Annotated in this window: 22 protein-coding genes and 1 tRNA gene; 17 read left to right on the top strand and 6 right to left on the bottom strand. The window is 61.1% G+C overall.

The features are described 5' to 3' along the window. Positions 1–14 precede the first annotated feature (14 nt). From GDN47_RS26615 to GDN47_RS26605, 3 genes are all read left to right on the top strand, one after another. Positions 15–599: an isochorismatase family protein gene (locus tag GDN47_RS26615; RefSeq protein ID WP_145323316.1), complete on the top strand. Its 585-nt coding sequence runs from the start codon at positions 15–17 to the stop codon at positions 597–599. A gap of 68 nt (positions 600–667) precedes the next feature. Further along, positions 668–1117 carry an RrF2 family transcriptional regulator gene (locus tag GDN47_RS26610; protein WP_113330608.1) on the top strand — a complete coding sequence of 150 codons (450 nt, stop codon included), beginning with the start codon at positions 668–670 and terminating at the stop codon, positions 1115–1117. Next, a complete protein-coding gene (locus GDN47_RS26605; protein WP_145323471.1) occupies positions 1114–1995 on the top strand; it encodes an NAD(P)/FAD-dependent oxidoreductase in 882 nt (293 codons plus the stop codon). Before GDN47_RS26610 ends, GDN47_RS26605 begins: the two co-directional genes overlap by 4 nt. Before the next feature lie 48 nt (positions 1996–2043). On the opposite strand, the gene GDN47_RS26600 is transcribed toward GDN47_RS26605, so the two are convergent. Beyond that, positions 2044–2496 (bottom strand): winged helix-turn-helix transcriptional regulator, encoded by a 453-nt coding sequence (locus GDN47_RS26600; protein WP_145323320.1) that lies wholly within the window; start codon positions 2494–2496, stop codon positions 2044–2046. Positions 2497–2605: 109 nt separating this feature from the next. On the opposite strand from GDN47_RS26600, the gene GDN47_RS26595 reads away from it, so the two are divergent. Next, positions 2606–3904 carry an MFS transporter gene (locus tag GDN47_RS26595; protein WP_152094624.1) on the top strand — a complete coding sequence of 433 codons (1299 nt, stop codon included), beginning with the start codon at positions 2606–2608 and terminating at the stop codon, positions 3902–3904. Between the two features lie 11 nt (positions 3905–3915). Here GDN47_RS26595 and GDN47_RS26590 read toward each other — a convergent pair whose 3' ends face one another. Further along, complete coding sequence (locus GDN47_RS26590) at positions 3916–4818, bottom strand: LysR family transcriptional regulator (protein WP_152094623.1); 903 nt, start codon at positions 4816–4818, stop codon at positions 3916–3918. Between the two features lie 122 nt (positions 4819–4940). Here GDN47_RS26590 and attM point away from each other — a divergent pair, with 122 nt between their 5' ends. Next, positions 4941–5732 carry an AttM family quorum-quenching N-acyl homoserine lactonase gene (attM, locus tag GDN47_RS26585; RefSeq protein ID WP_152094622.1) on the top strand — a complete coding sequence of 264 codons (792 nt, stop codon included), beginning with the start codon at positions 4941–4943 and terminating at the stop codon, positions 5730–5732. A gap of 16 nt (positions 5733–5748) precedes the next feature. Here attM and GDN47_RS26580 read toward each other — a convergent pair whose 3' ends face one another. Both GDN47_RS26580 and GDN47_RS26575 read right to left on the bottom strand, forming a co-directional pair. Further along, positions 5749–6690, bottom strand: coding sequence for an SDR family oxidoreductase (locus tag GDN47_RS26580; RefSeq protein WP_173002578.1), 942 nt, complete (start codon positions 6688–6690; stop codon positions 5749–5751). Positions 6691–6945: 255 nt separating this feature from the next. Further along, on the bottom strand, positions 6946–7779 hold the full coding sequence (locus tag GDN47_RS26575) for a helix-turn-helix transcriptional regulator (RefSeq protein WP_152094621.1): 834 nt from the start codon (positions 7777–7779) through the stop codon (positions 6946–6948). 93 nt (positions 7780–7872) lie between these two features. Here GDN47_RS26575 and GDN47_RS26570 point away from each other — a divergent pair, with 93 nt between their 5' ends. Next, positions 7873–8769 carry an SDR family oxidoreductase gene (locus tag GDN47_RS26570; RefSeq protein WP_152094620.1) on the top strand — a complete coding sequence of 299 codons (897 nt, stop codon included), beginning with the start codon at positions 7873–7875 and terminating at the stop codon, positions 8767–8769. Positions 8770–8892: 123 nt separating this feature from the next. Here GDN47_RS26570 and GDN47_RS26565 read toward each other — a convergent pair whose 3' ends face one another. Beyond that, positions 8893–9480, bottom strand: a complete 588-nt coding sequence (locus GDN47_RS26565; protein ID WP_210386774.1) for a TetR/AcrR family transcriptional regulator — start codon at positions 9478–9480, stop codon at positions 8893–8895. 258 nt (positions 9481–9738) lie between these two features. Between GDN47_RS26565 and GDN47_RS26560 the strand changes: the two genes are divergently transcribed. From GDN47_RS26560 to GDN47_RS26550, 3 genes are read left to right on the top strand one after another with little or no spacing between them, the layout of a single operon-like run. Beyond that, positions 9739–11325, top strand: a complete 1587-nt coding sequence (locus GDN47_RS26560; RefSeq protein WP_152094618.1) for an FAD-dependent monooxygenase — start codon at positions 9739–9741, stop codon at positions 11323–11325. Positions 11326–11355: 30 nt separating this feature from the next. Beyond that, the gene (locus GDN47_RS26555; protein WP_152094617.1) at positions 11356–11892 is read left to right on the top strand and encodes a dihydrofolate reductase family protein; all 537 of its coding nucleotides are present in this window, start codon (positions 11356–11358) and stop codon (positions 11890–11892) included. A gap of 41 nt (positions 11893–11933) precedes the next feature. Further along, the gene (locus GDN47_RS26550) at positions 11934–12467 is read left to right on the top strand and encodes a TetR/AcrR family transcriptional regulator (protein ID WP_233790151.1); all 534 of its coding nucleotides are present in this window, start codon (positions 11934–11936) and stop codon (positions 12465–12467) included. A gap of 26 nt (positions 12468–12493) precedes the next feature. On the opposite strand, the gene GDN47_RS26545 is transcribed toward GDN47_RS26550, so the two are convergent. Next, positions 12494–12583, bottom strand: a tRNA-Ser gene (locus GDN47_RS26545). Positions 12584–12816: 233 nt separating this feature from the next. On the opposite strand from GDN47_RS26545, the gene GDN47_RS26540 reads away from it, so the two are divergent. The 8 genes from GDN47_RS26540 to deoC all read left to right on the top strand — a co-directional run bounded on the left by GDN47_RS26540 (position 12817) and on the right by deoC (position 20154). Continuing rightward, positions 12817–13134, top strand: a complete 318-nt coding sequence (locus GDN47_RS26540) for a hypothetical protein (RefSeq protein ID WP_075856392.1) — start codon at positions 12817–12819, stop codon at positions 13132–13134. A 369-nt stretch (positions 13135–13503) separates the two neighbouring features. Further along, on the top strand, positions 13504–14499 hold the full coding sequence (locus GDN47_RS26535; RefSeq protein ID WP_113391013.1) for a BMP family lipoprotein: 996 nt from the start codon (positions 13504–13506) through the stop codon (positions 14497–14499). 80 nt (positions 14500–14579) lie between these two features. Continuing rightward, entirely contained in the window at positions 14580–16091 is a 1512-nt protein-coding gene (locus tag GDN47_RS26530) for an ABC transporter ATP-binding protein (RefSeq protein ID WP_113391014.1), read from the top strand. A 7-nt stretch (positions 16092–16098) separates the two neighbouring features. Next, a complete protein-coding gene (locus tag GDN47_RS26525; protein ID WP_113330623.1) occupies positions 16099–17202 on the top strand; it encodes an ABC transporter permease in 1104 nt (367 codons plus the stop codon). A gap of 10 nt (positions 17203–17212) precedes the next feature. Further along, the gene (locus GDN47_RS26520) at positions 17213–18184 is read left to right on the top strand and encodes an ABC transporter permease (protein WP_113330647.1); all 972 of its coding nucleotides are present in this window, start codon (positions 17213–17215) and stop codon (positions 18182–18184) included. Positions 18185–18188: 4 nt separating this feature from the next. Further along, positions 18189–18581 (top strand): cytidine deaminase, encoded by a 393-nt coding sequence (locus GDN47_RS26515; RefSeq protein WP_152094615.1) that lies wholly within the window; start codon positions 18189–18191, stop codon positions 18579–18581. Continuing rightward, positions 18578–19384, top strand: coding sequence for a purine-nucleoside phosphorylase (locus tag GDN47_RS26510; protein WP_152094614.1), 807 nt, complete (start codon positions 18578–18580; stop codon positions 19382–19384). Before GDN47_RS26515 ends, GDN47_RS26510 begins: the two co-directional genes overlap by 4 nt. Then, on the top strand, positions 19381–20154 hold the full coding sequence (gene deoC, locus GDN47_RS26505) for a deoxyribose-phosphate aldolase (RefSeq protein ID WP_152094613.1): 774 nt from the start codon (positions 19381–19383) through the stop codon (positions 20152–20154). Before GDN47_RS26510 ends, deoC begins: the two co-directional genes overlap by 4 nt. Position 20155 lies beyond the last annotated feature (1 nt).

The following is a 20155-nucleotide window of genomic DNA, read 5'->3' as shown; positions in this document are numbered from 1 at the left end:
GGCCTGACCGATCGATGGAAAGAGAGCAGCAAGAGATTTCCGATGACCGTCCGCCGGCCGATGCCCTGCTTGTTGTCGACGTGCAGAATGCTTTCGTGGAGGGACCAAGTGCGGTTCCCGGCCATGCCACCTTGAGAGCGATGGTCGAACTCCTGCTGGATAAGGCGCGGTCGGCATGGGCGCCGGTGATTTTCCTGCAGAACGATGGTCCGCCCGGTGCACTGGATGAGCCGTTTCAACCGGGGTGGAAACTCCATTTTCCGCCGCTATCTGGCGAGGTGGTCATCAGGAAAACGGAGGATGATGGCTTCGACGGCACCGATCTTGACGCTATTCTGACCGCTTTCGGCGCGAAGCATCTGGTGATCTGCGGCGCGCTCTCGGACATGTGCGTTGCCGCAACGGCGCGGGCGGCGCTTGAGCGCGGTTATGGTGTGCTGCTGCCGCATGATGCGCACGCCACTTATGATGTTCCCGCCGGGCCTGGCTCGCAGGGCGTGCCTGCAGCCATGGCGGCAAGGGCAGCCGAATGGTCGCTCGGCGACGAGATTAGGATTTGCGCTTCGGCACGCGAGGTTCGTTTCAAACAGCGGGCTTAGCCGCAGCCCTGCTTCATCACAACAGGCCACCCTTGAATGTCGGATCGAATCGTAATAATTGAAGTTACATGAAACGCGATAGCCGACTTTCTTCCGTTCTCCACGCCCTGCTCCACATGGCCGAGCAGGATGGACCATTGACCTCCGAAGCCCTGGCGCAATGCATGCACACCAATCCTGTCGTCGTGCGTCGTACCATGGGGCTATTGCGCGAGGTGGGCATTGTCCATTCCGCCAAGGGGCACACTGGCGGCTGGACGATTGCGGCCGATCTCAAAAGCGTCACGCTGCGCCAGTTGCATGAGGCACTCGGCGAACCGGCCGTCTTTGCCATCGGCAATCGCAACGAAACGCCGGAGTGCCTGGTCGAGCAATCGGTCAATTCCGTCCTCGATGATGCTTTTGCCGAAGCCGAGGCCTTGCTCCTCCAGCGCTTTGAAAACGTCACACTTGCCGATCTCGCCGCCGAATTTGCGCGGCGTCACACGCAATGGCGCTCAGAAAGGGCTTTATCATGACCTATGACGTCATCGTCATTGGGGGCAGCTACGCGGGAATGGCGGCCGCCCTCCAGCTTCTTCGTGCCCGCCGCAAGGTGCTTGTCATCGATGCAGGCAAGCGCCGCAATCGTTTTGCCCGGGAATCCCACGGATTTCTCGGCCAGGATGGCGTCGACCCCGCCGAGATCGCCCGCAAGGCGCGTGAGCAGCTTTCCGCCTATCCGACGCTGACCTGGATCGAAGGCACGGCCGAAAAGGCTGAGGGCGAGAAAGATGCCTTTGTCGTCACCACCGCTGACGGTGCACGCCATGACGGCCGGCGCCTTCTCTTCGCAACCGGCGTCTCCGATGCCTTGCCCGAGATCGAGGGACTGGGCGAACGTTGGGGCAAAAGCATCTTCCATTGCCCCTATTGCCATGGCTACGAGCTCGATCAAGGCCGCATCGGTTGCATCGCCACCGGCTCGATGTCGCTACATCAGGCGCAGTTGCTGCCGGAATGGGGAGACGTGACGTTCTTCCTCAACGGCAGCTTTGTCCCCGATGAGGTGCAGCGCGCCGATCTCGCCGCTCGTGGCGTGACGATCGAGGAAACCCCGGTCGCAAGGCTGGAAGGAGAGGCCGACGTGCGGCTCAGCGATGGACGCCTGCTGCCGTTTGCCGGGCTCTTCACTGCGTCGCGTGTGTCGCCCTCAAGCCCGATTGCGGAGCGGCTTGGCTGCGCGTTGGAGGAAACGCCTTTCGGGATCCAGATCCAGACAGACGCCATGAAGGAAACGACCGTGCCGGGCGCCTTTGCCTGCGGCGATGCCGCTCGCTTCCCGCATTCGGTGTCGCTTGCCGTCGGCGACGGCGCCTGGGCAGGTGCGCAATTACACCGGTCGCTGGTGTTTTAAGCTTCGGTTCGAAGGACTATTCGTCTGCCGAACACCGGCGTTCTTGTCCTATTCCGCTTCCGGCACCTTCAAGATAATTGTTTCGTCCGGGCCGATGGATCTGCCGTCCTGCGCCCGTATGTCGAGCTGCACCGGCTGACCCGTCGCCCGGTCCACCAGCAGTGAATGCTCTTCCGCCGGCGCGAAGAGATGGCGCTCGCCGAACTTCCGCAATGCCACCATGACCGGGAAGAGATCCTTTCCCATCGCCGTCAGCCGATATTCCATGCGCGAGCCGCCTTCGCTTGTTGGTACAAGCTCCAGGATGCCGCTCGCGACAAGCGTGCGCAGGCGCTCGGTGAGAATATTCTTGGCGATCCCCAGGCTCTTCTGAAACTCGCCGAAGCGGGTCAGCCCATCGAAGGCGTCGCGCACGATCAGGAGCGACCACCAGTCGCCGATCACGTCGAGCGAACGCGCGCTTGGGCAATAGTCACCCTTCAGGCTTTTCCGCGCGACCATCGGCTCAGCCTTTCCGGTCTTTTGTTCGCAAGAATGGTTGCATGATTAAACCAATAATGTTACTCGATCGTTGGTTTCATTATTAAACCGAAGAATCGGGAGTTTTGCAATGACGATCGATCAGGACGCGCCGCCGGCCGGCAGCGCGGAGGACATTCTGCGCCCTCACTCCTCACGAAAGGGTTGGTTTAAGGGCGCCGAATACTCCGGAGAGGCCAATTCGCCTTTGACGCGAGCGACGATTTTCCTGTTTGCCGTCGCGAGCGGCCTCGCTGTCGCCAATGCCTATTTTGCCCATCCGCTTCTCGATGTCATGGCTGATGATCTGAAGCTGTCGCGCACGGCTGCCGGCCTCATCGTCGGCGCAACACAGCTCGGCTATGGGCTCGGCCTGATCCTGCTGGTGCCGCTCGGCGACCTTGTCGACCGGCGCAAGCTCATCATCGTGCAATCGCTGTTGAGCGTGGCGGCCCTCATCAGCGTCGGCTTCTCGTCCAGTGCGGCGATGCTGCTCGCCTCCATGGCCGCCGTCGGCTTTCTGGCCGTCGTGACACAGGCGCTGGTCGCCTATGCGGCGAGCCTCGCGCACCCTACCGAGCGCGGCCATATCGTCGGCATGGTCACAAGCGGCATCGTCCTCGGCATCCTGTTGGCGCGCAGCGTTGCCGGCACGCTGACCGATTTCTCCGGCTGGCGGACCGTCTACATCGTCTCCGCCGTGCTAACATTGGTAATCACGCTTCTCCTCTGGCGCGTGCTGCCGAGGCAAGAGAAGCCGAGGCGCGGACTTTCCTATGTCGGCCTCATCCGCTCGTTGGGCACTCTGCTGATTGAAGAACCGGTCCTGCGCATCCGCGCCGTGATCGCCATGCTGATCTTCGCCAATATCACCACGCTGCTCGCCCCTCTGGTGCTGCTGCTGACCGAGCCGCCTTACTCGCTGTCTCACACCGAGGTCGGCCTGTTCGGCCTGGCCGGAGCGGCGGGCGCGCTCGGCGCCGTCAGGGCAGGGCGCTGGGCCGACCGCGGCCATGGTCAACGCACGACAGGCATTGCACTGGCGCTGATGCTCGTTGCCTGGCTACCGATTTCAATGCTGGATCGTTCGATCCTCTGGCTCATTCTCGGTGTCCTCGTCATCGATTTCGGCCTGCAGGCGGTGCACGTCACCAATCAGGGCATGATCTATCGTGTCAGGCCGGACGCGCAGAACAGGTTGACCGCCGCCTATATGATCTTCTACTCCATCGGCAGCGCAGTGGGATCATCGACAGCGACGATCATCTATGCTCATGCCGGCTGGCCGGGCGTCTGCATCTCGGGTGCTGCCATCAGCCTGACAACGCTGCTCTTCTGGGCGCTGACCTTGCGGGCAACGCCAAAAGTGGCGACCCAGGGCGTCGGCTAGCTTTCCAGCGCTCAGGCTTGCTTGATCAGAATCCCCGGCAACTGTTCTTCCAGCAAGGAGAGAACCGCCAGAATCCGCGGCGGAATCGGTCTTATCGCCGGATAGAGCGCATTGAGATCGAAGCCCGGCACTGTAAAGCCGGGCAGCAGACAGATCAGTCTGCCATCGGCAAGATCCTCGGTGCAGACCGGCTCCTGCAGCACGCCGATACCGGCGCCATCGAGCAGCAGGCGGTGCAGCGGCCGCCAATGGCTGGTGCTCAAGGCGATATCGACGGCGGCAAGTTCGGACTGTCCGTCCGGGTCGATCAATGGAATCCGGCCGTTGTTGAACAGGCCGGAGACCCGCAGGAAGGCGTGGTCGGCAAGTTCGTCGGGCATCGTGGGCGTCCCATGCTCATCGAGATAGGCAGGCGATGCCACCAGCACGCGGCCGACATGGCCGAGCTTGCGGGCAATGAAGCTGCCCTCGTCGAGATCCCCCAGGCGCAGCGAGATGTCGACGCCCTCCGTCACGGGATCGACGATCCTGTCGTTGAGGATCAGGTCGATTTTGAGCAGCGGATGATGCTTGCGCATCTGCAGCAGGATCGGCGGAAGGATGATCTCGCCGACGCCATGCGGCGCGGCGATCTTGAGCGTGCCACGCAGTGACTGATCGCCATCCACGACTGTCAGCGCATCGTCGGCACTTTCGAGCACCTGCTTGCTGCGCTCATTAAAGGTGGCACCGACATCCGTGACGGAAAGCTTGCGGGTGTTTCTAAGCAGCAGCCGCGCGCCGAGATATTGCTCCAGCCGATCAATCCGCTCGCTGACGGCAGGCTGCCCCATGCCGAGATCGCGGGCGGCGGCCGACATGCTGCCTCTTTCCACCACCCTGACATAGACGCGCATCGCCACCAATAGATCCATGTGCGCCAATATATCGGATCAGCCGATAAATGTAAGTGGATGGTGCCGCCTAGTGGCAGAGCCTTCGATCACCGAAAACGACGCGTGTTTCCGCACCCAATCGCAAATCACAGGTCAGGCTTATGAGCGACATCAGGCTTTGTATGTTTCAATCGGGCACGCAGCGCTGCAAGGCCCACGACATCAGGATGAATCAGGGTGGCGGCGCCGATTACGAAATCCCGGTTCCCTGGTTTCTGCTGACGCATCCGAAGGGCAATGTCATCATCGATGGAGGGCTGGCGGGCGAGGGTTTAGGCGATCCGCGTGGCTATTGGGGCGATGCGGTCGACAGCTACCAACCCTTCATGACCGAGGAGCAGGGATGCGTTGCGCAGCTGGCGAAGCTCGGCATATCCGGTGAAGATATCCGCTTCGTCGTGCTTTCTCATCTGCATTCCGACCATAGCGGCGCGATCGGCCGCTTCCCCAACGCGACCCACATCGTCCAGCGCCTCGAATATGAATATGCCTTCGCGCCGGACTGGTTCGCCGCCAGTGCCTATGTTCGCCGGGATTTCGATCGTCCCGGCTTGAAATGGCACTTTCTGGAGGGTGCCGCCACCGATGGCTACGATCTCTATGGTGACGGCGTGCTGCGGATGATCTTCACGCCGGGCCATAGCGTCGGCCACCAATCCTTCCTGGTACGGCTCCCGAAGACGGGGGCAATATTACTGACCGTCGATGCCGCCTACACGCTCGATCACTGGAACGAAAAGGCTCTTCCTGGCTTCCTGGCTTCCGCCGTCGACACGGTGCGATCCGTCGGCAAGCTTCGCACGCTTGCCGAACAGACCGATGCGATGGTGGTGACGGGGCATGATCCCGAAGCATGGCCTCGGTTCAAGCATGCCCCGGCCTATTACGATTGAAGGCGTATCCTGTCGATCAGCCCTGGCCGCCTGATGGCGCTTGTTTCGTATCGAAGAACTGTGCCCGATGTTGGCGAACCCATTCCTCGATGCCTGTCGGCTTGAAATCCTCAAGGCCGGCTTGCGGCTTGAACGGCACGGCCAGCATCGCATCCGCCTCTTCCCGATGCGATGCGAAGAAGCGGAATTTCGAGGCGACGCGGCGCCCCGTTCCTGGCCCCATCGCAGCGTCGACATCCCGCTCGAACTCGTCGAGCGGCTGTTGGCGATAGGCGATGAGGCGACCGAGTCCAGCACCGATCCGCGAGACGAGTTCGTTTCCATCAACGCTTTCCGGCCCGGCAATGCGATGATCGCCAGAGGTGATGCCACGTTCCAGAAGGGTAATGGCGGCCCGGGCGCAATCATCGACCGAGGTCCAGGCGATACGCTGGGCTTCGGCAATCGGCGGCGCGAAGATCCCTTCGCCAACAATGTCTTTGCGCGCTGATGGCTTCAGGAGATTATCGAGATACATGGTCGGGCGGACGATTACGAAGGGCAGGCCTGACGCGCGGACCACATCTTCGAGCATTGCGTTGGCAACAAAGCTTGGCTCCTGGCAAGGTGCCGGGCGGCTGGCGCTGGCGAACTTGAGAATAAGGGATTTCAGGCCTTGGTCGAGAGAAGCGGATATCGCATTATCCGCCTGGATGCGCATGTCGCCTTGTGATCCGATCGGAATCTGCAGCACGGCGTGGGTGATGCCGGTGCTGGCGGCGCGAAGCGAAGCCGCATCGCGAAGATCCCCCTCGACCAGCTCGACGCCGAGCGCCGAGAGTGCGGAGGCGCGTCTTCGGTCTCGCACAAGTGCGCGGACCTTGAAGCCGCGCCGAAGTGCTGCGTGAACGACTGCGCTGCCTTGGACCCCCGCGGCGAGATAGACAAGGATGGGCTGGGACTGATCGATAGTGGACATGGTACGGCTCCTTCGAACATGGTCTGCTGAGGGAGCATCGTCAAATGGCTACCGTGCAGACCCGAAACGCGCACGAGGCGCAGGGACTGTCGGGGTATCCGCGCAAGCGCGGAACAGAGCTTCTCCATGAGGGAGAAGGGCCTGGGCCTACCGAGACCAAGCCAGCCATTTTCGACGACGGGAATTTAGGACGCCTTCCTCGCCGCCGTCAATCGAAAGATGAGCGAGTGACGGTTGGTTGCGCCAAGCATATCCTTATGGCCGGGGCAGCAGCGATCTGATCCGCTCGGCATCGTCAGGCGTTGCCGGATTGTAGACGATCATGCTGAGATCCGTCCGGCCGTCGACCGAAAAGGCCGAATACTCGAATGCCAGCGGGCCGAGGATGGGATGGCGTATATGTTTGACGGCTTCGGTATGGGTGCCGGGAACGTCGTTTTCGCGCCACATGGCCCTGAATTCCGGGCTGATGCGGCAAAGTTCCGCCACGAAAGGCTCGATTTCACTCGATGCGCCTGCGCGCGCGGCATCGACACGGAATGCGCCCAGCGCGAAACGGGCGACGCTTTCCCAATCATATTGCACGGCGCGCGCACGCGGATCGAGAAAGATATAGCGCAAAATGTTGCGTTCTTCCGGTGGCAGCGATCCGTAATCGATCAGCATCACCGGTGCTGCCCGGTTCCAGGCGATGACGTCCCAGGTGGCGGTCCGGATAATGGCGGGGCTCGGCTCCAGCGCATCGAGCACGCGCTGCAGCCGCGGCGTAACGCCATCATTTTTGCGGTAACGCGCTTCTGGCGGACGCCCAAGGCCAAGCAGGAACAGGTGCTCGCGCTCCACTTCCGTCAGCATCAGCGCGCGGGCGATCCGATCCAGCACGTCGGCGGAAGGCGCGCCGCCACGGCCCTGTTCCAGCCATGTGTACCAAGTCGGGCTGATGTTGGCGCGCTGCGCCACTTCCTCGCGCCGAAGTCCGGGCGTGCGCCGCCGCTCGCCGACAAATCCCAGGGCGGATGGGTCGAGTTTCGCCCGCCGATCCCTCAGATAGGTCCCAAGCACGTTTTCGGTTTCGATAAGATCGGTCATCCTGTTAGTGTCTTTACTATGATAAGGTCACTACTTTACCAGAATAAACGATAGGCACAGATTTGTCTCCGACGAAATAAGGAGACAGTGCATATGCGTATATTCGTTACCGGTGCGACCGGAAATGTCGGCTCGCATGTCGTCAGGGAATTGATCGGGGCGGGCCATCAGGTGCTCGGCCTCTCGCGTTCCAAGGAAAAGGCGGTCGCGCTCGCCGCCGCCGGCGCCGAAGTCCTTCACGGCACGATCGAGGATGCGGAAATCCTGAAAAGCGGCGCCTCGCAATCCGACGGCGTTATCCACCTTGCCTTCAACCACGACTTCACGAGATTCGTCCAGAATTGCGAGGATGACCGCCGGGTCATCGCAACGCTGGCCTCCGCGCTTGCCGGTTCCGCCCGCCCGCTGGTCATTACGTCGGGCACGCCGATCGCCAACACGGTGCCGGGCGAGCCGGCCAGAGAGGATAACCCGATTGCAGGTTCCGACATGCATCCGCGGGCAGCCTCCGAAGAAGCCGGAATCCTGGCAAGCGAGGTCGGGGTCAATGTCTCGGTCGTCCGGCTGCCCCAGGTGCATGATCCGGTCAGCCAGGGCCTTATTACGCCCTTGATCCAGATATTCCGGGAAAAGGGTGTCTGCGCCTATGTGGGAGACGGGCTCAGCCGCTGGCCGGCGGCGCATTTTTCCGATGTCGGCCGTCTTTACCGCCTCGTCGTCGAGCGCGCCGAACCGAATGCCAAATATCACGCGGCCGCCGAGGAAGGCGTGCCCATGCGCGATATCGTCGAGACGATCGGGCGGCGCCTGAACCTCCCGGTCAAATCCATCGCCAGGGAAGAGGCGCAGGATTATTTCGGCTGGCTCGCCCTGTTTGCCGGCCGCGACATGCCGGCCTCCAGCGCCAAGACCCGGCAGAAGCTGGGCTGGGAACCCAGCGGCCCGACGCTGCTTCAGGATCTTGCAGAGCTGCAGGTCTCCGCCGCGTGATGCCGGCGCCATCGACCACGATCCGCGGGATGGTCGATGGTCCGACGGACCATGTATTCGAAGACCCGGCCGACCCTTCGGCCGGGTTTCGTCTTTCAGGCTGCGATCCAGAAAGCTTCAAAGTCAGACATACGGCGTCCCGGCAAGAGCGGCGTCGACACCGGCAAAGCCGCGCTCCATGACGCTAAGCAGAGCGGCTTGAGGATCTCCTTTTTCCCGAAAGACGCGCAGCGCCTCGCCATAGGCGGTCACCAGCGTCGCCATCAGCATTGCGCCCGCGAGATGTGCATCGGCATCGGAGCGCGGCCGCCCCGCCGCGTCGGAGAGCATTACCGAGAGATCGTCAGCAAGCGTCACCTGCAGCCCGCGTGCATATGCCGTCAGCGTCGGGCTCTCCGCCACCATGCGCCAGAACTGGATGGGTCGTTCCGTAATCCTAAACAGAGGATGCTGCGTTTCCTCTAGGTCCCGCATCAGCGCCTGAAAGGCGCGGACCGGCGGCACTCGGCCGCGATGGGCGATCGCCTTGCGCACCAGTTCCCGTACCTCATCCTCGCGATCGAAGACCAGATCCTCCTTGCGGCGGAAGTAGTTGAACACCGTCTTCCTGGCGACATCAGCTTCGTCGGCGATATCGGCGACGGAAACTTTGTCGAAGCCATGTTCGACAAACAGGCGTGTCGCGACGTTGGAGATCGCTTGACGCGTCATCTCCTTCTTGCGGTCCCGGAGTTTGATTTGGTTTGACATGACGATATTTATACCATAAGTAAATTTATACAGAGTGTAAAAATTGCATTGCAATCACGAAATCGGTGAAATTGGCACAGGTTTTATGACTGTTCCCGTGACTGGACCATCGCCGCCCGAACACGGGTGGGCGTTTTTCAGCGACTCGCGCCGGCTGAGATGGCCCGAAGCCGGAATGTCTGACGCCCTTGCGGCGCCGTTCGCCTGAGGAGTGCTGCCTTGATTTATGATGTTCTGATTGCCGGCGGCGGACCCGTCGGCTTGTTTCTCGCCTGCGAGCTGCGTCTCGCCGGTCTCTCCGTATCGGTGCTGGAGCAGGCCGAGGATCCGCGCTCGCCCTTGAAGCGCCTTCCCTTCGGCATGCGCGGCCTTTCCTCGCCAACCATCGAAGCCTTCTATCGTCGTGGTCTGCTGGATGATGTTGCCGCGCCCAAACCTGCCAAAGACGGCTCGGGCGATCGCGCTTCACTGGCCGCACACTGGATGCACCAGTCGCGCCGCCCAGGCGGCCATTTTGCCGGCATCCAGTTCTTTTACGACAATATCGACACGTCCAAGTGGCTCTATCGTTTGCCAAGCCCGGCCGGCACCAGCTTGATGGTCGAGATGGAAAGCTTCGAAGCTGTCCTTGCGGCGCGTGCGGAGGCCATGGGCGCCGACATCAGGCGCGGCTTCGGTGTCGAGAGCTTCGAGCAGTCGGATGAAGCTGTTGTCGTTCGCGCCGGAGACGAGACCTTTCGCGGGCGCTGGCTCGTTGGCTGTGACGGCGGCCGCAGCACTGTCCGCAAGGCTGGCGGCTTCGAGTTCGTCGGCACCGATCCCGAATTCACCGGCTATTCCGCCGAAATTGAGATGGTGGACCCGGACAAGCTTCGTCCCGGCCGCCATTACACCGCGACGGGCATGTACACCTATGCGCCTCCCGGGACGATCACGATGGTCGACTTCGATGGCGGCGCTTTCCACCGGACCCAGCCGATCACGCTCGACCATGTGCAGGCAGTGCTGCGGCGCATCTCCGTCACCGACGTCACTCTAACGGCGCTCAAGCTTGCCACCACATGGACGGACCGCGCCTATCAGGCGACCAGCTATCGCAGAGGGCGCATTTTGCTTGCCGGCGACGCCGCGCACATCCACTCCCCCTTGGGCGGCCAAGGGCTCAACCTTGGACTTGGCGATGCGATGAACCTGGCATGGAAGCTTGCCGCCACCATCCATGGTGACGCGCCTGACGGATTGCTTGATACCTATTCCAGCGAACGGCATCCTATTGGTGCGCAGGTGCTTGATTGGTCACGCGCGCAAGTCGCACTCATGCGGCCAAGCCCGAGCTCGCGTGCCCTCGAAGCCATTATCCGCGATCTGATCGAGACGCGCGACGGCGCCACCTATTTCGCCGAGCGCGTCTGGGGCGTTTCTCTCCGCTATGAACTTGGCGGGAGCCATCCGCTCATCGGCCGCAGCGCTCCCGATTTTGAGCTCGCCGATGGGACAAAGCTCGGCAATCTCCTCAGGACGGGCAAGGGCCTGCTTCTGGATTTCAATGCTCGTGCTTCCCTTGAAGCGCTTGCAAGCCGCTGGAGCGACCGGATTGCCTATGTCGCCAGCGACGCCAGGGATCGGTTTGGCTTGAGCGCCTTGCTCGTGCGGCCCGATGGCGTCGTTGCCTGGGTCTGCGAGGCAGAGCCTGACATGGATGCCGCTGCCGAAGCGGCGTTGCGATGGTTCGGCGAACCGGGACGCATCGGCGGCTCTCAGCGAAACCTTGCATCAGCCGTCCTTGACAGCGCCACCAAGCCATAATTATACAATGTATAAATATGGAAGTGCGAAATGATCACTGGTCACGTTTTTATTGCAACCAGCCTGGACGGGTTCATCGCTCGCGATGACGGCGGCATCGAGTGGTTGCTCGAGTATGACGCGTCCGGCGAAGACCATGGCTACAATGATTTCATCAGGGACATCGACGCCATCATCATGGGCCGCGGCACCTTCGAGGCGGTCCGCGACATGAAGCCGTGGTTCTACACACGCCCGGTGCTCGTCCTTTCGGCCGATTTGGCGGAGCAGCCGGTTCCGGCTGAGTTGGCCGGCAAAGTCCGTTTCACGCGGAAGTCGCCGCAGCAGGCTATGGCCATGCTCGCAGCGGAAGGCTGCCGCCGTGTCTATGTGGACGGCGGACGGCTTATCCAGTCTTTCCTTCGGGAAGGCTTGATCAGCGATCTGGTGATCAGCCGCGTTCCCATACTGCTCGGCAGCGGCCGCCCGCTGTTCGGCCCGGTCTCGCGCGACATCAATCTCACGCATGTAAGTACCCGCCCGTTTCCCTCCGGGCTGGTACAATCGACCTACACAATTGCACCATGACCAAGCGAAGCCGAGGCAGGCCACGTGCCGACGAGAACAGCGTGTCGCCGGCAAGGATCCTTTCGGAGGCCTTGGCTCTGCTTGAGGGCGAGGGTTTTGAAAATCTGACGATGCGCGCAGTCGCCATGCGTGCGAACGTCAACCCGATGACGATCTATCATCATTTCCAGGATCGGGACGGATTGATCAAGGCATTGGCGGAGAGCGTCTATGCCGATGTTGCCATGCCTCCGGAAGGAACGGTTCGGTCGCGGATAGAGGGCTTGCTGGGAGCGTACCGGGCAAAGGTGCTGCGCCATCCCGGTCTGACGCTTGCCATCTTCAACCGGCCTGCCGTGTTCCCCGACCATGCAAGGCGGATCACGGAGAGCCTGACGGATCTGTTGGAAGAGCTTGGCCTTTCCCCATCGCGCGCGCTGCTGTGGGTGCATATTCTGGTCGATTACACCCATGGTGCAGCCCTTGCCGTCGCCATAGAAAGTGAGGGCGATGGTTTCCAGTCGACATCAGCCGACGTGGAGCAGGCGAACTATCAACGAGCGATCTCTGAGCTGTTGGATTGCCTGGAGGCGTAATGCAAGCGGGAGAGAGTGGATGAAAATGGCGGACAGGGAGGGATTCGAACCCTCGGTACGCTTTCACGTACACACGCGTTCCAGGCGTGCGCCTTAAACCACTCGGCCACCTGTCCTTTGGCGTTTCGCACCCGGTCAGGAAGCAAATCGTCGGAACGGCCGCGATATATACCGATGAATTCCTGGCAATCAACCTGAATCTGACAGATTTTTGACTTGTTGGCGCAAAACTCTGCATCTCCTCCCCATTGCGCTTATTTTGCACGCAACTTATCTAATGAAATAGATGAGGCGGCATAAGACCGGTCGGCCCGCGAAGGCTGAACATAGTGAGTATCGGGAGGAGTTTATGCGTTTCCTGTTGCGTTTTGCCAGCCTTGTCGCGCTGGTGGTGGCTGTGATCGCCGGCACCATCGATTCCATACAATCCGTTGCGGCTTCCGCCGTGGTCATGACCCCGATGGGCGATGCGTGGAATGATGTCAGCCCTTCGTCGCTCGCAAGCCTCCGCTCGGCGATCGCCTATTACGTCCATCCCCGTTTCTATGACATGGCGATGCAATGGCTGCTGTTTCAGCCGGCCTTCGCCGTCTTCCTGGTGATTTCCCTGTTGCTGTGGATGGTCGCCTACAAGCGCCAGCCTGCAGCCGGCCGCTTCAGCGCGTGAGGGGTTCGGCGCGTGACTTTCGGCCTGTGCCATTCAGGGAATTGAATGGCGTCGGAAGGAATTGGCGGTGGCTCCATCGCAATGCGGGAGCTGCAGAACTGGTGGTTGCGGGGAGCTGAGCGGCAGCTGTTCTGACCAATAAAATTGCAGTTTTGGCCCGAAATTGTTTAAAAAACGGGTCGTTTGGATGGGTTTTCACCAATTCCCACAAATCTTTACCAACTGAAAAATTTCTCGTGAATTTTTCGTGCAGCCATGCAAGGATGCGCGCCAGCTTGGCCTCGGGGGAGGCCGGCAGTTCCGCAGACTTGCCCGATCAACGGGCTTGCGGGAGGACCCAACAAGATAGAAACAATAGGGCTGCACCACATGAAAAAATCCCTTTTGACCCTTTTCGCCCTGGCTGCCATGTCGGCAACGGCGCTTGCGGCCGATATCAAGCCGGCAATCGTCTACGGAACCGGCGGCAAGTTCGACAAGTCCTTCAACGAAGCTGCCTATAACGGCGCTGAAAAGTTCAAGAAGGAAACCGGCATCGCTTACCGCGACTTCGAGCCGACGGGCGACACCCAGGGCGAACAGGCGCTGCGCAACTTCGCCAGCAAGGGTTTCAATCCTGTTATCGCTGTTTCTTTCGCCTGGACCTCCGCGCTGCAGAAGGTTGCTGCTGAATATCCGAAGACCGAATTCGTTCTGATCGACGATAGCCTCGATCTGCCGAACGTCCGCTCCGTCAAGTTCAAGGAAAACGAAGGTTCCTACCTCGCCGGCGTCATGGCTGCCATTGCATCGAAGTCCGGCAAGATCGGTTTCGTCGGCGGCATGGACATTCCGCTGATCCGCAAGTTCGAATGCGGCTATGAGCTTGGCGCACGCGCCACCAATCCGAAGATCGAAGTCTTCCAGAACATGACCGGCACGACCGGTGCTGCCTGGAACGATCCGGTTCGCGGCGGCGAGCTCACCAAGAACCAGATCGACCAGGGCGCGGACGTGGTTTACGCGGCTGCCGGTGCCACCGGCCTCGGCGTGCTGCAGACGGCTGCTGACAACAAGAAGCTCTCGATCGGCGTTGACTCGAACCAGAACTACCTGCATCCGGGTTCCGTTCTGACCTCCGTCGTCAAGCGCGTCGACCTCGCAGTCTACAATGCCTTCAGCGATGCCAAGAACGGCAAGTTCACGGCCGGCACCCAGGAACTGGGCCTGAAGGAAGACGGCGTCACCGTTGCCATGGACGACAACAACAAGCCGCTCGTCACTCCGGAAATGCAGACTGCGGTCGACAAGGCGCGGACCGATATCGTCGCTGGCACCATCAAGGTCCACGACTATCTGACCGACAACGCCTGCCCGAAAAACTGATATGAAATAAGGGCGTATGACGGAGCAAAAACGTCATACGCCCTTTTCTTATCCGGAAACCGGTTTCTGGAGCCCCTATAGTGAACCAAATCTCCGCCATCGAGCTCGTGGGCATCGACAAGAAGTTCGGTGCTGTCCACGCCAATAAAGATATCAACCTGACCGTCGCCAAGGGCTCGATCCACGGGATCATCGGCGAAAACGGTGCCGGGAAATCGACTCTGATGTCGATCATCTACGGCTTCTATCATGCTGATAGCGGCGAGATCCGCATCAACGGCAACCCGATCGCCATTCGCGACAGCCAGACGGCGATCGCAGCCGGTATCGGCATGGTGCACCAGCATTTCATGCTGGTCGACAATTTTACCGTCCTTGAAAACGTGATGCTGGGCGCCGAAGGCGGCGCACTTCTCGCCAAGGGCGTCGCTGCCGCGCGCGCCGAGCTCAACCGGCTGGAGAAGGATTACGGCCTGGAAGTCGATCCGGACGCCTTGATCGAGGAACTTCCCGTCGGCCAGCAGCAGCGCGTCGAAATCCTGAAGGCGATGTATCGCGGCGCCGAGATCCTCATTCTCGACGAACCTACCGGCGTTCTGACGCCGGCCGAAGCCGACAATCTCTTCCGCATCCTTCGCGTGCTACGCGACCAGGGCAAGACGATCATCCTCATCACCCATAAGCTGCGCGAAATCATGGCGATCACCGATACGGTATCGGTCATGCGCCGCGGCGAAATGGTTGCCACCCGCAAGACGGCGGAAACCACCGTCGAGGAATTGGCCGAGTTGATGGTCGGACGCCGCGTGCTGTTGCGTGTGGAGAAGGGCGCTCCCAATCCGGGCGAAATCCTGCTTTCGGTGCGCAATCTTACCGTCAAGGACGGCCGTGGCGTCACCATGGTCGACAATGTCTCCTTCGATGTCCGCGCCGGCGAGATCGTCGGCATCGCCGGCGTCGCTGGCAACGGCCAGTCGGAATTGCTTGAGGCCATCGCCGGAATCCGCAAGCCGGCTTCGGGCGAGATCCTTCTGCACGGCAAGCCGATCGGCAATGCCGATCCTGCAGCACTCCGTGACCTTGGCCTTGCCCATATTCCGGAAGATCGCCATCACATGGGCCTCGTCCTCAAGTTCGAGGAATATGAGAATTCCATGCTCGGCTATCACCGCGACCGCAAATACGGGCGCGGCGGCATGCTCGATCTCGATGCCATGCGCAAGGATGCCATCGAGAAGATTGAGAAATACGATATCCGCCCGCCGAACGCGCGGCTGAAAACAGCCAATTTCTCCGGCGGCAACCAGCAGAAGATCGTCGTTGCCCGCGAGATCGAGCGCGACCCGAAGGCGCTGCTGATCGGCCAGCCGACGCGGGGCGTCGATATCGGCGCCATCGAATTCATCCATCGCCGCATCATCGAGATGCGCGACGCCGGCAAGGCGATCCTGCTGGTGTCGGTGGAGCTGGATGAGATCCGTGCGCTTTCGGACCGTATCCTCGTCATGTTCGCCGGCCACATCGTCGGTGAAAAGTCGGCTGAGGCCGGTGAACAAACACTCGGCCTGATGATGGCCGGCATTGCCGCGTGAGGCGTATATGAGCACGGCTTCCGTTCCGCTCCCGAACTGGATCACCTACGGCCTGATCCCTCTTCTCAACCTGATTGTTGCCTTCCTGATTTCCGGCCTCGTCGTCTGGTTCATCGGCGAGAGCCCGCTCGATGCGCTCGTGCTGCTGCTGCAGGGCGCTCTCGGCAGCGGCGAAGGCATTGGCTTCACGCTGTATTATGCGACGAGCTTCATCTTCACCGGCCTTTCGGTCGCCGTCGCCATCCATGCCGGCCTGTTCAATATCGGCTCGGAAGGTCAGGCCTATCTCGGCGGTCTCGGCTGTGCCCTCGTGGCGCTGACACTTGACCGCTACGTGCCCTGGTACGTGACCATGCCCTTTGCGGTTATCGGCGCGGCGATTTTCGGAGCGCTCTGGGCCTTCATCCCGGCCTGGCTTCAGGCCAAGCGCGGCAGCCACGTCGTCATCACGACGATCATGTTCAACTTCATCGCTTCGGCGATGATGAACTTCCTGCTGGTGCATGTGCTGATTGTGCCCGGCAAGATGGCTCCCGAGACCCGCACCTTTCTGGAGGGCGGCCAGCTGCCGAAGCTCGGCTGGTTGATGGATCTGTTCGGCTCGACCATCGGTGCTGCGCCGCTCAACGTCTCCTTTCTGATCGCGCTGGTCATGTGCTTCCTCGTCTGGGTGCTCATCTGGCGCACCAAGCTCGGCTATGAAATGCGCACGCTCGGCCTCAGCCCCACCGCTGCGGTCTATGCCGGCATTCCCTATGCCCGAACGGTCATCATCGCCATGCTGCTTTCCGGTGGCCTTGCCGGCATGATGGCGCTTAACCCCGTCATGGGCGCTTCCGCGCGTCTGCAGGTGGAATTCGTGCTCGGTGCAGGCTTCGTTGGCATTGCCGTGTCGCTGATGGGTCGCAATCATCCACTGGGCATCATCGTGGCGGCGATCCTGTTCGGCATTCTCTATCAGGGTGGCGATGCGCTCTCTTTCGACATGCCGAACATCACGCGCGACATGATCGTGGTGATCCAGGGTCTCGTCATTCTGTTTGCCGGTGCGCTCGAATATATGTTCCGACCTGCGCTTGTGCGCATCTACCAGACATTCGCCAGGACGTGAGGATCGGACGATGGATTATTATGATCTTCTCATCAGCATACTCGGCTCGACCATCCGCCTGTCGATTCCGTTGATTTTCACCGCGCTGGCGGGCCTGTTTTCCGAGCGCGCCGGCATCTTCGATATCGGCCTCGAGGGCAAGATGCTGGCGTCCGCTTTTGCCGCCGCCTGCGTCGCCTCGATCAGCGGCTCGCCGTGGGCCGGTCTTGGCGCCGGTGTTCTCGTCTCCGTCCTCGTCGGTCTGCTGCACGGCTTCGCCTCGATCACCAATCGCGGCAATCAGATCGTCTCGGGCGTCGCGATCAACTTCCTGATGGCTGGCCTGACCATCGTTCTCGGGCAAGCCTGGTTCGGTCAGGGTGGCCGCACGCCGACTCTGCCTGCTACCGCCCGCTTTTCCGGTATCACCCTGCCGGGCGCTGATGCCCTTCGCGACGTTCCGTTCATCGGGCCGCTCTATGCGAATGTCATCTCGGGCAACAATATTCTGACTTATCTCGCCTTCCTGACGGTGCCGATCTCCTGGTGGATCCTCTATCGCACCCGCTTTGGTCTGCGGCTGCGTGCGGTCGGTGAAAATCCGGGCGCGGTCGATACGGCCGGCATCTCGGTCGAGTGGCTACGCTATCGCTCGCTGATCGTTGCCGGCATTCTCTGCGGCTTCTCCGGCACCTATCTCGCCATTGCCCAGTCGGCCGCCTTCATCAATAACATGTCGGCGGGCAAGGGCTATATCGCTCTCGCCGCCCTGATCTTTGCAAAATGGAAGCCGGTGCCAGTCATGTTCACCTGCCTCCTGTTTGGCTTCCTCGATGCCTTCGCCAATTTTATGCAGGGCAAGGCGGTTCCAGGCATTGGCGAGGTGCCGGTACAGATTTTCCAGGCGCTGCCCTATATCCTCACCTGCATCCTGCTTGCAGGCTTTATCGGCGTCGCCAAGCCCCCGAAGGCCGGTGGCGTGCCCTATACCAAGGAGCGCTAAACCCATGTCGCATGATCTGTTCGAGGCCGCGCGTGGCGCGATGGCGTTCGCGCATGCTCCCTATTCGAAATTCCCGGTCGGCGCGGCGATCCGCGCCGAGGACGGCAAGATCTATATCGGCGCCAATATCGAAAATCTCTCCTTCCCACAGGGCTGGTGCGCCGAACCGACGGCGATCGGCCAGATGATCATGGGCGGCGCCAAGAAGATCGTCGAGATTGCGGTCATCGCCGAGAAACTGCCGCTCTGCCCGCCTTGTGGCGGCTGCCGGCAGAAGATCGCCGAATTTGCCAGCAAGGAGACGCGCATCTATCTTTGCGACGAAACCGGCGTGAGGAAGACCATGACCATGGACGAAATGCTGCCCTTCAGCTTCGAAACGGAGGTGTTCGGATGAGCGCGGCCGTCGATATCCTCACCGAGAAGCTCGGCGAATTGAAGCCGCGCTATGGCATCATCCTGGGCTCCGGCCTCGGTTCTCTCGTGGATGAGATCAAGGACGCGCTGCGCATTCCCTATGCCGATCTGCCCGGCTTCCCGGTCAGCGCCGTTTCAGGCCATGCCGGTACGCTGGTCGCAGGCAAGCTCGGCGATGTCCCGGTCATCATGCTCTCCGGCCGGGTGCATTATTACGAAAAAGGCGACGCCAATGCCATGCGCGAGCCGATCGAAACCCTGAAGGCGCTTGGCGTCGACACGCTGATCCTGACGAACTCGGCCGGATCGTTGCGGGAAGAGATGCCGCCGGGATCGGTGATGCAGATCACCGATCACATCAACTATTCCGGCATGAATCCGCTGATCGGCGAAGAAAGCGACAGGCGCTTCGTCGGCATGACGAGCGCCTATGACACCGACCTCATCATGCGCATGCGCAAGGCGGCGGAAAAGGCCGAGATCAAGCTGTCGCACGGCGTCTATATGTGGTTTTCCGGCCCGAGCTTCGAAACCCCGGCGGAGATCCGCATGGCGCGCATCCTGGGTGCCGATGCTGTCGGCATGTCGACGGTGCCGGAAGTCATCCTGGCGCGTCTTTTCGGTCTAAGGGTTGCCGCTGCCTCCGTCATCACTAACTATGGTGCTGGCATGACCGGCGGCGAACTCTCGCATGAAGAGACGAAAGACATGGCTCCGGTCGGCGGCGCACGCCTCGCCGCTATCCTGAAAGAAATGATCGCGGACGAAGGAGATACAGAATGACGGGCCATTCCCTGAGAGAAACGGCAGCCGTTGCGCTTTCCCTTCTCGATCTCACCAATCTCAAGGATGACTGCACGCCGGCGCAGATCGAGGCGCTGTGCGCCCGCGCGCAATCGCCCTATGGCAATACTGCCGCCATCTGCATCTGGCCGCGCTTCGTCGCCCAGGCGCGTGGCATTCTCGGCACCGATCACGCCGTAAAGATCGCGACCGTGGTGAATTTCCCGGGCGGCGACATGGAAGTGGCAGATGTATCAGCCGAAGCGCGCGAGGCGATTGCCGACGGCGCCGACGAGATCGATCTGGTCATTCCCTATCGCGCCTTTCTGGCCGGCAATGAGCAGGCCGTCACCGATATGGTCGCGGCCGTGCGCGCCGAATGCAAGGGTCCGATCCTCCTGAAGACCATCCTTGAAACCGGCGAGATCAAGGATACCGCGCTGATCCGGCGCGCGTCGGAACTTGCGATCGATGCCGGCTCCGATTTCATCAAGACGTCCACGGGCAAGGTCGCCGTCAACGCGACGCTCGAAGCTGCCGACATCATGCTGCGGGCCATCCGCGCCAGCGGTCGTAAGGTCGGCTTCAAGCCTGCCGGCGGCATCGGTTCCGTCTCCGATGCGGCGCTTTATCTGAGCCTCGCCGAGACCATCATGGCGCCCGATTGGGCCATGCCTTCGACTTTCCGTTTCGGTGCATCGAGCCTGCTCGACGATATTCTGAACGTGCTGGCCGGCGGCGAGTCCAAGACGGCCTCGTCAGGCTATTGAT

The organism is Martinezella dioscoreae, assembly GCF_009176305.1.
Taxonomy (GTDB): domain Bacteria; phylum Pseudomonadota; class Alphaproteobacteria; order Rhizobiales; family Rhizobiaceae; genus Rhizobium; species Rhizobium dioscoreae.
Note: the sequence above shows the minus strand (reverse complement) of the source record. Positions and strands in the feature narration are given on the sequence as shown.

Excerpts from the sequence above, each read along its gene's own strand:
- GDN47_RS26615 (WP_145323316.1), top strand. The coding sequence starts at position 15 with ATGGAAAGAGAGCAGCAAGAGATTTCCGATGACCGTCCGCCGGCCGAT.
- GDN47_RS26610 (WP_113330608.1), top strand. The coding sequence starts at position 668 with ATGAAACGCGATAGCCGACTTTCTTCCGTTCTCCACGCCCTGCTCCAC.
- GDN47_RS26605 (WP_145323471.1), top strand. The coding sequence starts at position 1,114 with ATGACCTATGACGTCATCGTCATTGGGGGCAGCTACGCGGGAATGGCG.
- GDN47_RS26600 (WP_145323320.1), bottom strand. The coding sequence starts at position 2,496 with ATGGTCGCGCGGAAAAGCCTGAAGGGTGACTATTGCCCAAGCGCGCGT.
- GDN47_RS26595 (WP_152094624.1), top strand. The coding sequence starts at position 2,606 with ATGACGATCGATCAGGACGCGCCGCCGGCCGGCAGCGCGGAGGACATT.
- GDN47_RS26590 (WP_152094623.1), bottom strand. The coding sequence starts at position 4,818 with ATGGATCTATTGGTGGCGATGCGCGTCTATGTCAGGGTGGTGGAAAGA.
- attM (WP_152094622.1), top strand. The coding sequence starts at position 4,941 with ATGAGCGACATCAGGCTTTGTATGTTTCAATCGGGCACGCAGCGCTGC.
- GDN47_RS26580 (WP_173002578.1), bottom strand. The coding sequence starts at position 6,690 with ATGTCCACTATCGATCAGTCCCAGCCCATCCTTGTCTATCTCGCCGCG.
- GDN47_RS26575 (WP_152094621.1), bottom strand. The coding sequence starts at position 7,779 with ATGACCGATCTTATCGAAACCGAAAACGTGCTTGGGACCTATCTGAGG.
- GDN47_RS26570 (WP_152094620.1), top strand. The coding sequence starts at position 7,873 with ATGCGTATATTCGTTACCGGTGCGACCGGAAATGTCGGCTCGCATGTC.
- GDN47_RS26565 (WP_210386774.1), bottom strand. The coding sequence starts at position 9,480 with ATGACGCGTCAAGCGATCTCCAACGTCGCGACACGCCTGTTTGTCGAA.
- GDN47_RS26555 (WP_152094617.1), top strand. The coding sequence starts at position 11,356 with ATGATCACTGGTCACGTTTTTATTGCAACCAGCCTGGACGGGTTCATC.
- GDN47_RS26540 (WP_075856392.1), top strand. The coding sequence starts at position 12,817 with ATGCGTTTCCTGTTGCGTTTTGCCAGCCTTGTCGCGCTGGTGGTGGCT.
- GDN47_RS26535 (WP_113391013.1), top strand. The coding sequence starts at position 13,504 with ATGAAAAAATCCCTTTTGACCCTTTTCGCCCTGGCTGCCATGTCGGCA.
- GDN47_RS26525 (WP_113330623.1), top strand. The coding sequence starts at position 16,099 with ATGAGCACGGCTTCCGTTCCGCTCCCGAACTGGATCACCTACGGCCTG.
- GDN47_RS26520 (WP_113330647.1), top strand. The coding sequence starts at position 17,213 with ATGGATTATTATGATCTTCTCATCAGCATACTCGGCTCGACCATCCGC.
- GDN47_RS26515 (WP_152094615.1), top strand. The coding sequence starts at position 18,189 with ATGTCGCATGATCTGTTCGAGGCCGCGCGTGGCGCGATGGCGTTCGCG.
- GDN47_RS26510 (WP_152094614.1), top strand. The coding sequence starts at position 18,578 with ATGAGCGCGGCCGTCGATATCCTCACCGAGAAGCTCGGCGAATTGAAG.
- deoC (WP_152094613.1), top strand. The coding sequence starts at position 19,381 with ATGACGGGCCATTCCCTGAGAGAAACGGCAGCCGTTGCGCTTTCCCTT.